The following is a 12,695-nucleotide window of genomic DNA, read 5'->3' as shown; positions in this document are numbered from 1 at the left end:
GGATCGCATTACTGCTTCAGATTCGTCATGAACGTGAGAGTATCAAAGTACAGTGTCAATGACTGAAGCTTTCCATTCTTCACCGTCCAATTTTCAGAAACGTTGCCGTTTATTTTTCGGCCGTTCGGAAACTGGAAATCATAGTTGCCGATGACGCTGGCCTTATCTCCATCGACGATCATTTGCCTGACGCGCATCGATTCGAATCGCTGAGAGAAGCGTTTGATGATGTCCACGTATGCCTGTTTTCCAACTACCGGTTGCGTATTTGTCATGTCACCGCCCACGTACCGGAAGTCGTCGGCAATCGTGTCTTCCCAGTTGCTTTTGGCGGCAAAACCGCTGTAGTAGGTTTCAAGTAGCTGTTTTGTGAGAGCTTGTTTTTCCATATGATATTTTTTGAAGATAAGTTGTTGCAAAATGCAAGTGCAATATAGGAAGTTGTTGCAAAATGCAATAACTTTAGAAATGGATAAAATAAGATCGGATTGCCCGATTAGCTGCACTCTTGATGTGATTGGCGACAAATGGTCGCTATTGATTATCAGGGATGTGATGCTAAGGGGAAAAATGTCGTACAGCGAGTTTTTAAATTCTGAAGAGAAAATCGCGACAAACATTTTAGTCGCCCGACTTGCCATGCTCGAGGAGGAGGGAATCCTGGCGCGGGAAGTGTCGCCCGGGAATAAGTCAAAGTACATTTATCGTCTTACGCAGAAGGGGGCTGACCTTATGCCAGTGATCATTGAGCTGATGGACTGGGGGGCGAAGTACAATAGGAATTGTCCAAGGAAGGAATTGGGACAAAAGATAAAGAAGGATAAGGCTGCTGTTGTTCGTGAACTGGCTGCAGTACTAAGAGAAAAGGTGAAAGGCGTGAGTTAGCGCGCAGCGTTTTCCATGGCAAGGCAGGCGAAATACGCATCTTACAGAGTCGCTTTATACATCAGTCTGCGACAGTGGAGCGGCTGCTCCGAGCAGTATGGTAAACGTTGCACCATTTCCAATTTCACCCGTGGCTTCTATGAGTCCATCGAGTCGCTCCACGATCTTCCGGCAAAGTGCCAGTCCCAGGCCCGTGCCTTCATACTTATCTTTTGAATGAAGGCGCGTGAATGGAGAGAAGATCTTTTCAGCATATTCATTTGAAAAGCCGATACCGTTGTCCTTTACAAGGATCTTGTAATAGTCACCCGGAAAGCTCTTACCGCCCTTGGTATAATTGATGACCTTTTCGGCGGTGATTGCAATTTCAAGGTCACGATCTGGATGGGAGAACTTAAGCGAGTTGTAGATCAGATTACTGAAAACGCGTTGGACGAGGATATCTTCGCCTCGGACGACCGGTAATGATTCATAAGTCAGCTTTGCTTTCTTCTGGTCAAACAGAAACTCCAGATCAAATTCGATGAGCTTCATAACTGCGTTCAGGTCGACGGGCTCATTAAATACCTGGCTGGCCTCGACGGAAGAATACTCTAAAACGCCTTCTACCATGGAAAACAATCTTGCGACCGACTTGTCAATTTTCTGGAGGCGCGACGACGCCAATTCATAGTTGCCGGTTGCCAGAGATGAGTTCAGTTGGTCGGCGAATAACCGAACCTTCCTTAAGGGTTCCTTCAGATCATGGCTTGTGACATGGGCAAACTGCAGCAAATCGTCGTTGCTTTGTTTCAATCTATAAGTGCGCTCTGCTACTAATTCTTCCAGTTGTTCTTCTACAGCTTTTTGATCATGAATATCGGTACACGTGCCGAACCAGCGCACGATGGTACCCTGAGCATTTCGGAAAGGCATTGCGCGCGCCAGTAGCCATCGATACTGCCCGTCGTGACGTCTCATCCTGTATTTTGTCTCATACAGCTTGCCCGTCTGCAGTGACTCATTCCAAATTTTCCACGTGCGTTCCTCGTCATCAGGATGAAGCACCGTTGCCCATCCTTCAGCCTTTGTATCTTCGTAAGTTAATCCAACGAAGTCGTACCACTGCTGATTATAAAAATCATGATAACCGTCGGCGCGAGTAGACCAAACCATCTGAGGCATGAAGTTCGACAGTTGAGTCAATTGATTTCTTGTTTCTGTGAGCAGATCTTCTGCCCGTTTGCGTTCGGAAATATCTTGTACGATCGCGATGAAATATAGCGGCTCATTTTCACTTTCATCGAACTGAAGTGAAACGGTAAGGTTAACCCATATATGGCTTTTATCTTTACGAATGTAACGCTTCTCCATGGAGTAGTCGGACATCCGTCCGGCGATGAGGTCAGCAACATGATCGAGATCTTCCTGCAGATCGTCGGGATGAGTGATTTCCTGAAAGGTTAAATTGGTTAGTTCATTTTTTGAATATCCGAGGATGTTGCTGAGTGTGTCATTGATCAGCAGCCATTTCCCATCGAGGGAGACGTGTGCTACGCCTACTGCTGCGTTTTCAAAAGTTGATCGAAAGCGTAGCTCACTTTGCTCAATTGTGCCGTGTGCGACCATCGTTTCAGTAACATCGACGCATGCGCCGGTCATGTAGATGGGTTTGCCGGCTTCATTACGGTATGTTTTGCCATTGTCATCAAGCCAGCGCACAGTACCATCCGGCCACACCACCCGGAATACCATTGCGAAGTCAGATCCGTCAACCGCGCAGCGCTGGCATTGGTTAATGACAGCCTGACGGTCAAGTATGTGTACGCGCTCAATAAAATTATCCAGGCTCTGGACTGACTTGCCGGGGGCCAATCCAAATAGCCGGTCAAGGTTTGCATCCCATGAAAGCTCGTTTGTGAGAATGTCCCAGCGGAATGTTCCGGTCAGCGATGCATCGAGTGCGGCTTGTAAACGTTCTTTATTATCCTGAAACGCTTGCTCTGTTTTCTTGCGTTCTGAAATATCCGTGCCGATGATGAGTACTGATTTTACGATGTGAGCGTCATCGAATTCCGGCATAAAACGGGCTTCGAGATATTTTCCATTTTCATTTTGAAATTCTGCTGCGAGCGACCTGCCGGATTCAAAAACGAGCGCGATGTTTTGCTCAAAAAAAGATGCAATTTCTGGTGACAGGTTAAGTTCACGGAATGACTTCCCAAGTACTTCTTCCGGTTTTTTTCCGTTGTACTCTTCGATACGGGAGTTGGCGTATGTAAACCTGAATGACTGATCGTGCCTTGAGATGATGTCGGGAAGATTTTCTGCCAGCGAACGGAAACCGTGTTCACTTTCGCGGACGCGATGGGTTTCAACGATGAGATTTTGTTGTGCGGCTATTTTGTCCGTAGTCTCGATACAAGTTACTATTATGCCGGCAATGGAGCCGCTTCGTCCGGCGACTGCGTTGTAGCAGTACGTCCAGTAGATCTCTTCGATTTTTCCATTCCGATAGAAGGGCACCATTTGATCCTCATACCAGATGGATTCTCCGCCGCGCAACACCTGATCTATCTGTGGACCGATGATGTGCCATATTTCCGGCCACACTTCTCTTCCTTGTTTGCCAAGTGCAGCGGGATGCTTTCCTGATCCTGCTTCACCGAGGCTTGGTCTGAAAGCGTCGTTGTAAAAGCAAAATAACTCTGGTCCCCAGAAGAGGAACATCGGGAATTTATTGTTCAGCACGATGCTGAGGGATGTCATGAGACTGTCGGACCACCCTTCGATCGGACCGAGCGGATGCCGGCTCCAATCATATTGTCGAGTGAGTGCTGCCATTTCGCTGTTGCGAAAGAGAAAAGCGGGAAGACTTGACCCTATCGCAAGCGAATTGTCGTTCATCATTTGGGGACTCTGTTGAACTGCTAAGATACGAAACAGGAAGAATGAATACACTCGCGGAGTGCACGTGTTATTGCGGAAGTATCTCTACAACACGCTGGGCGGAAATGATCGTAAGATTAAATAAAGGTGCGAATTATCACCCGCTTCAACCGTTTCGAATGGAGTCAACAGGACTTCCCTTCGAGGCTTTGATCGTTTGGGAGCCGATCGTTATCATTCCCAACATCAACAGCAACAACACACCGGGAACCATCGTGCCAACTCCGAATTCAACACGATTGGGAAACTTCTGCAGCCACAGGTCATTGACAAAATAGCTCAACGGGCCGCCTATCAGGATGGCGATCAACAGCATCCTCATAAAACCTCTTGAGAGCAGAAAGGCAAGGCTCCAGGGTTCTGCGCCAAATATCTTTCTAATGCTTACTTCCCTTGTCTTTCGCTCGACCATAAATGTCGCCATTCCAAGTAAGCCCAGGCATGAAATGACTATCGCCATCACTGCAATAAAGCCCAGCACCGACACGATGTCGAAAATGGCTTCGTGCGTCCTTAATAGTTGTTCGTCAAAAAAATCATATTTGAACGAATGAGCGGGATCAATCAGTTTCCACTTTGCCTCAATGGCTGCTATGGTATTTTGAGTGTTTGCACCGGACAACCGAACATTTATAAAATTGAAGTTGGATGCCGGGCGCAGCAGCAAGGGTCCGATGTGATCCTCTTCGATCAACAGCTTGTACCGAAAATCTTCGACCACGCCGATCACCTGCACGGCCTGATTGCTGTTCCCTTCTTCAAAGAACTGACCAATGGCGTCTGATGGATGGTTGAATCCCAACGCCTTTACTCCCGCATGGTTAATGAGTGCAAATTTCGAAGCAGAGGTTGTCACGTCCTCTTGGGAGAGAAGTCGTCCGGCTAACAGCTTTAATCCAAAGTTGGCAACGAAGGCTTCGTCAACTCCTAATGCGCTAAAGTATTTATAATCATCCTGCCTGGTTCCCGTCAGCAATCGCGTTCCATTGGATATGCCAGTTGCAGGAATGATGTCGCATGCTGAAATGCCGCTTACGCCGCTGATGCTTTGCAGTTCATTCATTACTTTGGTATGGTTGTTTCCCTGCAGCGGTATGTTCACGACGCCTTGTGTGTTGAGGCCGTAGTCGAACTCACGGAAATGTATTAACTGATTATAGATCAGCACAGACGTCGTGATAAATAAGAGAGATATCACAAACTGCGCAGCGTTGAGAACTGTTTTCAGCCCCCAGCCAGTGCGTTGGTTGTCCTGACTACCTTTGAGTGCTTTCGCAGGCTGATAACTTGAGAGATGGAAAGCTGGATAAATTCCTGCAACAATGCCGATCAACAGTGACAAAACCAGGAAGCCGACGCATGTTGAAGTGGTAAGTGTCAGATCGAATTGTAAGTATTGATTGATCCAGAGTTTTTGAAATAAGGGTGTCACGAGAGCCAGGAAAGCCAGGGCCATCGCCAGTGCAAACAGTGACGTGAGTATCGACTCGCTGAGAAACTGAAACACAATCGCCCGCTTGTTGGCTCCCGTCGCCTTACGTACTCCAATTTCGCGGGCACGAGTCAGCGACCTCGCGATCGACAAACTTGCGTAGTTCAGGCACGCCGACAGGATGATGATTAAGGCGAGTGCAGCTAACACGTAATATCCTACCAGAGGCATGCTGAAGCGTGTGGGATTTGCAGTAAATATGCCAGGAGTGATGTCTGTAAGTCGCTGACTTTGCAGCGAAAAATCCTTTTGGAATTCAGAATTTTTATAATGGTGTTGCGTTACATCAGCCAGCGCATAGTTAAGTTCATGATGATCGTTTGCTTGCGTAAGCATCACATATGTAAAACACTCATAGAAATTTGTCCAGTCCGTACGGCGGTCCTGGATCTTTTTTTCTGCTATAAGGGAAGGCAACGAAGCCGATGAAACCAGCGCATCAAAATGCAGATGTGATTTGTGTGCGGTCTCTGAAAGAACGCCTGTGACCACGAAACTTCCCCATGGTGTTGGTGCAGGCTCGTTCCGATAGCCCCCGAGATAATGTAACCCCCGGTCGGAGAACTCTACTATTTTATTTAACGGGTCCTCATCGGCAAACAATTTACGTGCGACCTCACTGGAAACGACGATTGAATTGGGAAATGACAATGCCTTCTTTGGATCTCCTGATTCAAGTTCAGTATTGAAGATTTCAAAGAATGCCGGGTCGGTGAAGAATCCACGCATCTCTACCGTCCGGTTGTTATACGTAGCCTCACCGCCGACTCCTTTAATCAGTTGAGTGGCTTGTTCTATTGAAGGGTATTCTGATTTCAAAGCGTCCGCCAACGGTGTGGGTGATGACGCGTACGGAAAAGGAGAGTTACCATCATCGGAAAGTATCCGGTATGTTCGATCTTTATTTACATGATGCTGATCGTAACTTTTCTGATCTGACAGCATCATCATGATGAGCATAGCTACCGTCATTCCAAGCGACAATCCGAAGACGTTTATGAAGGAGAACGCTTTGTGCTTCCTGAAATTCCGAAAGCTGACAACGAGGTAATTTTTGATCATAGCGCGGTTTGTTCAGATGGCAGAGGTTTATACTAATTTCCGGTGCTGGGTTCCATTGATTTGCATTGCTATGCACAAGACGCCGAATGCTGGCGCCAGGTTACAGGCCGGTGGAATTGATCAGACCGCTAATGATCAACGATCTTGTACCAATCGTCATGTTGCTGCTACAGTGAGATAATTGTAATTCAGCAGAATTCCCATTTTTACTACATTCCGTAAAAATACAAGCGCATGAGAAGAGTGGATTACCTATTTGCTGCCGCCCTGACATTCGTCGCCATTGGATGCAATTACGGATCATCGGCTTCAGGCTATGATCGCTCAGCACCCAGCGTACAAGCAGATACTACATTATTGCCGCCGCTTGAAAAGAATCCTCCAAATACAAAGTATAGACCTGCCTTTCCAGGACAAACTCGCATCAACGGAGTTAAGACTATCACCCCTTACCAGGTTGATCAACTGGCTGAAGACCTCGGCAGGCCATGGGCAATCATCCTATTGCCCGATGAGAGATTCCTGCTCACGGAGAAGACCGGCTTCATGCAGATTCGAAATGCGGATGGAAGTCTTGTGAAGAAAATTACAGGCTTGCCTAAAGTTGATGACAGGGATCAGGGAGGGTTGCTGGATGTCGCACTCGATCCGAACTATTCAACTAACAGGATTATCTATTGGTCATATTCCGAACCTTATAAGAAGGGGAATGTCACTGCAGTAGGCAAAGGCAAACTGAATGAAGCTAGTGGCAGCGTTGAAAATCCCGTCGTTATTTTTCGCGCGACACCAGAACATGATAACAGCACGCTTCACTATGGATCACGACTGATCTTTGATAAGGATGGCAATCTGTTTGTGAGTGCGGGTGAAAGAGCGCGGCTCGATGGGAGAGCACAAGCGCAGATGCTGAACTCGGGATTGGGTAAAGTTTTTAAGATCACTAAAGATGGCAAACCGGCTCCTGGTAATCCGTTCATTGGCCGCACGGATGCTATGCCTGAGATCTACAGTTATGGTCATCGTAATCCGCAGAGTCTGGATATTCATCCTGTTACCGGCGATCTGTGGGAAGCTGAATTCGGTCCGCGTGGTGGCGATGAACTAAACCTTGTGAAGGCCGGGAAGAACTACGGCTGGCCAACCATAACCTTTGGGCTGGAGTACAGCGGTAAGAAAATAGGTGACTCTCTTCAACAAAAGGCCGGCATGGAACAACCCGTTTATTACTGGGATCCTGTGCACTCGCCAGGAGGAATGGTCTTTTATAAGGGTAAAGCCATTCCTGAGTGGGAGAACTGTTTATTCATCGGCGGACTTGGCAGCAACCGTATTGCGCGTCTGGTGATTAAGAATAATAAGGTCGTTGGTGAAGAATGGTTGTTGGCGGATAAGCAGGAGCGGTTCCGTGATATCGCGTATCACAACGGTATGCTATTCGCAGTGACGGATGGAGGGAAGTTGTATAGGATCAGGAAGAAGTAGACAAATGAACAGGTTATCGGCACAGAGAGCTGCTTATTGGTGCTATTCCTAATACGTATTTATACATGATATGTATTTATATACATGCGTGTTATCCGCTGCAGTCGAACGATACAACAGGTATGCTGAAATAGTTAAGAGTTTTGTGAATTCGGTTCGACTGCCGTAGAAGCAAGATGGTTTTAATCCGAGCCATTATTGTTCAGTTTCTTTGTCCCGAATCACTTCAACTTTTTGCGGGTCATTAACGTAAATACCATGTAATACCCGACGAAACAAGACATGTCACACAAACAGCACTTAGGACTGGAGATGCGACCCCCGCACGAAATTCTTAAGAGGTTTTATTCGCTTTCCGCTGCCAAGAACGTTGTCTTGCTCCGGTCGGGAGATCAGTGCGATAAGCTATATTATTTGCTCAGCGGATGTGTAAGGACGTATTTCATAGACGAGCAGGGAGTCGAAAAGACAAGTTCTGTTACGCTCCCTAATAATTTCGTTACAGCCTGGTCGAGTTTTGTAGCACAAAGTGTGTCGCTTGAGTTCATTGAGGCCTTAGAAAATTCTGAACTGTTGGTCATAGATTATCAGGAACTTCATCGTCTGAAAGAGTCGGATAATCAATGGAGAGAATTTTATTTAAAGCTGCTTGAAGCTGCTGTTTTAACTCAAAGCAGGAAGATCGAAGCATTGATGACGCTCAATGCGCAGCAGAGATACTCGAAACTTCTGAATGGTAATCCCAAGCTCATTCAGAATGTATCCAACCGGGTGCTAGCCTCATTTCTTGATATGAGAGAAGAGACTTTAAGCCGTCTTAAATCCAGGAAGTAATTCTTTTTTGACCTATGTCAAGACTTTTCAGCTTGGCGTAGCGGAAATTGCCTGCATCATCAGACATTAATCTTATGCAGTCGAAACATCTATTAAACTCAGCAATCATTGTATGCATGGTGCTTGTGGCTTTTGCTGTTCAGGCCCAATCAGATAGTGGTAAAGGTGCAGGCAGTCTAACAACTAAAAACGCAAAGCAAATGAATTACAAAGTGAACATTGGAAGAATTGATGTGCCCAAAGCTTCCATAGAAGAATTTAAGAAACAGTCCACTCAAACGCCACGCTATTTACAGACGTTGCCTGGTTTTGTTAAGGGTGATTATTATGAGATGAAGGATGATTCCGGGAATCTGCATATGATGTCCGTTGTGACATGGGAGAATACGGAATACTATGAGGAGGCACAGAAGGCGCTGGCCAGGCATTACGAGCAAATACATTTTAACCGGATGGAATTTGTCCAGCGATTGGGATTGACCGTCAGGTATGATACTTTTTCCGAATTGGAGATGGAATGAAGAGATTCATCCATTGCCAAATTGTCATTTCGATGTTAGGTCACCATTAGGGTGATGGCCGTATCAAGGACAACATCCCCGTGTTGTCCGAAATCGACCGTTACGCAGTGAGAATTTCCTTTCGTTTAGTTGTCCCCTTCCTTGTTTCAATTATTCCTGTTTTAGCAAGAGCGCAGTTCCTGGAGAACGCATCGTTCGAGGGAACTGCCGGAATGTCAAAGACTCCACCCGGATGGTATGCGTGCAAAGAGTGGAGCACGCCCGATACTCATGGCACCGCCACGAATATCTATGGCATCAACAGAGCACCGATCCATGGCACCACTTTCGCAGGCCTGGTAACGAGAGGAGTGCTGGGCAATCCAAATGATGCAATGACAGAAGCAATAGGTACACCATTGCAAAAGCCATTACAGCAGGGCCAATGCTACAAGCTCACAGTTGCCCTTGCAAATGCCCACGATATGGTTCATAATGATGGCTGGGGAGGTATCTATTATTATGACCAGCCGGCCGTCCTGAATATTTATGGCGGTGATGGGCAATGTTCTATGGCATATCAGCTGGCGAAATCAGAGGCGATAGACCACAACGAATGGAAGTACTACTCGTTCGAATTCACAGCTACATCCAATCTCACGTCCCTGGTGTTCGAGGCAGACTATCCGGGAGAAAGCAAGACAATGGGAAACATCGTACTGGACGATATTCATCTCGAAACGCGAAGCATTGAGCTCGGTGAGGATATCAGTGTATGCGCCGGTGAACCGGTAACACTGATGCTAAGAGATGTAACCGATGAACAAGATATCGAATGGAGCAACGGTGTAGCTGGCCGCAGTACGGTTATTAGCCAACAGGGAATATACTCCGTGAAGGTGAAGCAGGAACATTGCGTGCTGTCTGATAGCGTAACCATAAATTATATTCCTGCGCTTAGCCCACCCGGCAATGAAGTCATATCGATATGTGAAGGTGAGGTGAGCGAAATTGGCTATCGTATTGATGGTGCGTCGTACCATTGGAATACAGGAGACAAGTCGGAGATGATCCAGGTAACCAAGGCAGGAACGTACGCTCAGACTGTCGACAATGGTTGTGACGTGATTTCAAAAACATTTGACGTTGGAGTTGATAACACCTGTTGCACCGTGTCGGCGCCGAATGTCTTCACGCCAAACGGCGACAACAAAAATGACTTCTTCGAGATTTCTCATGGCGACAGAGTGACGAACACGTCGCTGCAAATTGTAAACAGGTGGGGATCGATGGTATATGAAACTTCTGACCTGGACGATTATTGGGATGGAAATAGTCATGGCGTTGAGATATCATCGGGTGTGTATTACTGGACTGTCGTTCTGAGTTGTACGATTAATGGAGAGGACGTTCAGAAGTCATTTAAAGGGACCGTCACGTTGCAGCGGCAGCATCAATAGCCATCGATAATTGGGGTCTGCTGAGATTTTGTGAGTGGACCGATATCCACCATCTTTCATGCAATCTTAGGCCAAAATTGAGCGATCGATCTCGACAGCCTGCAATTGCGTTGATGTACACTTAATCTTAAATTGATCTGACGGAGTACCCTTCCTTTTGTAATGTTGTTATACTGCGTCAGGTTTGAATTAAGGATTTACGTTGATGAGAATATCGCTACTATTAGCCATTTGTCTTGTTGTCGGCTTCACAAGCAACGCTCAAAACAAGGGCCCGCTGCCGCCCTGGCAGAAAGGCTTCCTTGACATTCATCACATCAGCACAGGCCGTGGCAATGCTGCCTTTCTTACGTTTCCTGACGGAACCACTATGCTGGTCGATGCCGGTGACCTATCGGATACTCATCCCCGGACAATGTCGCCGCGAAACACGGTGCGTAAACCTAATGACAAACGTTCGCCATCAGAATGGATCGTCGACTACATCCGGCAATTCATGCCCGATGGCAAACAACCTGCCTTAGACTACTCGATGATCACTCATTTTCATGACGATCACTTTGGTGAGTGGGATGAGACACGACCGATGTCGGCAGATGGAAGCTACAGCCTTTTCGGGATGACAGGTGTTGGAGAGCGTGTGAAGATCGGGACCATGATTGATCGTGGTTTTGATTTTCCCATTGACCTTCATAGAGAATCTGAAGATCCATCAAAAAGTAAGGATTTTCAAAGTCTTCGTGAGTATTGGAAGTTTATCGACTATCAATCTAAGAAGAACGGAATGGTTCATCAAAAGCTCAAACCCGGTGCTAAGGATCAGATCGTTCTTAAGAAAGAACCGACGAAGTATCCCAACTTTGTTGTGCGCAATATTTCTGTCAATGGTCAGGTATGGACCGGTTATGCAGACAATGATTACGTTTCGCTCTTCAACGCTGGACAGTATCCTGGAGAAAATCCCTTGAGCACGTGCATCAGGATTTCGTATGGCGCTTTTGATTACTTCACAGGAGGAGACATCAGCGGTATGAACAATATTGGTGAGAGTGATGCGACAAGTCTGGAAGCGCATGTGGCTCCCGTTATCGGGCCCGTTGATGTGGCTACACTTAATCATCATGGGAATCGCGATTCTCAAAGTCCTGCATATGTTCGTGCCTTAAGACCACGTGTGTGGGTGCAGCAGGTGTGGTCGTCGGATCATCCGGGCGAGGAAGTGCTGCGAAGAATTACCTCGGAGGCTTTATATCCAGGTGCACGTGATCTTTTTACTACTGATATGCTTGAGGCGAACAGACTTGTAATAGGTGATCGTATTGATCAAAGTTATCGCAGTCAACACGGACATGTGGTGGTTCGTGTTTATGATAATGGTGCGCGGTATATGATCTATGTTCTTGATGATCTTTCGGAGAAGCGGGAGGTGGTAGCGAGCTATGGGCCTTATCAATCGAGATGATGACATGAGATCGCTGATACTCCGGCGACCTGAAGCTCGGTATTGTTACCGTTGTAATAACTAGTACATTCATTTGTCGTCCGTAGGATCTTCGTCAGTCCCCCCAAGCCTTTCACAAATGAATATTACAACTGGTCGAAGGATCTTAGGCAGATACGTGTAAGTCTTTTGATTAAGTTCCTGGCGTGGTGACCGATCTTAGTATCTGTATCGTGGCTGTTCGACGAGTAATCCAAAAGATCAAAATTTAAGTCAACGGGTGATTTGTAATCAGCGTTCCGTCGAGTGACCATGACATTCTCGAATTTGAGCTCGATGAGAATTTTAACATTGTGAAGGGGGACAAGCCTCAGTCACGGAGTTTCAACTGGAGCCTTTGTTAACACGGCAACGACGTGGTCGACGAGGATTAAATGGCCGATGGCTAGGCGCAAGGAAGACTGACGGCGGCGAGTATGAGTAAGTAGGTTGAGTGCAAAGTTCTTTGCGGACTGGAAAAATTTTCTAACTTCGTACAGCAAATTCTTTTGACGCGGAAGGTCTAATTCAAGGCTTGGCGCAGAAGGATCATTCTCTGTCTCCATCCT

9 protein-coding genes are annotated in these 12,695 nt (G+C 46.7%); 6 read left to right on the top strand and 3 right to left on the bottom strand.

The genetic code is table 11. The features are described 5' to 3' along the window. Positions 1 to 8: 8 nt before the first annotated feature. Positions 9 to 389, bottom strand: coding sequence for a nuclear transport factor 2 family protein (locus tag WBG78_RS14430; RefSeq protein WP_337327137.1), 381 nt, complete (start codon positions 387 to 389; stop codon positions 9 to 11). Positions 390 to 468: 79 nt separating this feature from the next. Between WBG78_RS14430 and WBG78_RS14425 the strand changes: the two genes are divergently transcribed. Further along, positions 469 to 885: a winged helix-turn-helix transcriptional regulator gene (locus tag WBG78_RS14425; protein WP_337327136.1), complete on the top strand. Its 417-nt coding sequence runs from the start codon at positions 469 to 471 to the stop codon at positions 883 to 885. Positions 886 to 939: 54 nt separating this feature from the next. Here WBG78_RS14425 and WBG78_RS14420 read toward each other — a convergent pair whose 3' ends face one another. Continuing rightward, positions 940 to 3,774, bottom strand: coding sequence for a PAS domain-containing sensor histidine kinase (locus WBG78_RS14420; protein WP_337327135.1), 2,835 nt, complete (start codon positions 3,772 to 3,774; stop codon positions 940 to 942). 145 nt (positions 3,775 to 3,919) lie between these two features. After that, entirely contained in the window at positions 3,920 to 6,367 is a 2,448-nt protein-coding gene (locus WBG78_RS14415; protein WP_337327134.1) for an ABC transporter permease, read from the bottom strand. 234 nt (positions 6,368 to 6,601) lie between these two features. Here WBG78_RS14415 and WBG78_RS14410 point away from each other — a divergent pair, with 234 nt between their 5' ends. The 5 genes from WBG78_RS14410 to WBG78_RS14390 all read left to right on the top strand — a co-directional run bounded on the left by WBG78_RS14410 (position 6,602) and on the right by WBG78_RS14390 (position 12,108). After that, positions 6,602 to 7,852, top strand: a complete 1,251-nt coding sequence (locus tag WBG78_RS14410; RefSeq protein WP_337327133.1) for a PQQ-dependent sugar dehydrogenase — start codon at positions 6,602 to 6,604, stop codon at positions 7,850 to 7,852. A 282-nt stretch (positions 7,853 to 8,134) separates the two neighbouring features. Continuing rightward, positions 8,135 to 8,686: a Crp/Fnr family transcriptional regulator gene (locus WBG78_RS14405; protein ID WP_337327132.1), complete on the top strand. Its 552-nt coding sequence runs from the start codon at positions 8,135 to 8,137 to the stop codon at positions 8,684 to 8,686. 200 nt (positions 8,687 to 8,886) lie between these two features. Next, positions 8,887 to 9,207: a hypothetical protein gene (locus WBG78_RS14400; protein WP_337327131.1), complete on the top strand. Its 321-nt coding sequence runs from the start codon at positions 8,887 to 8,889 to the stop codon at positions 9,205 to 9,207. Positions 9,208 to 9,314: 107 nt separating this feature from the next. Next, on the top strand, positions 9,315 to 10,646 hold the full coding sequence (locus WBG78_RS14395) for a gliding motility-associated C-terminal domain-containing protein (protein ID WP_337327130.1): 1,332 nt from the start codon (positions 9,315 to 9,317) through the stop codon (positions 10,644 to 10,646). A gap of 205 nt (positions 10,647 to 10,851) precedes the next feature. After that, positions 10,852 to 12,108, top strand: a complete 1,257-nt coding sequence (locus tag WBG78_RS14390) for a ComEC/Rec2 family competence protein (RefSeq protein ID WP_337327129.1) — start codon at positions 10,852 to 10,854, stop codon at positions 12,106 to 12,108. Positions 12,109 to 12,695 lie beyond the last annotated feature (587 nt).

It is taken from the genome of Chryseolinea sp. T2, from assembly GCF_037203685.1.
Classification (GTDB): domain Bacteria; phylum Bacteroidota; class Bacteroidia; order Cytophagales; family Cyclobacteriaceae; genus Chryseolinea.
Note: the sequence above shows the minus strand (reverse complement) of the source record. Positions and strands in the feature narration are given on the sequence as shown.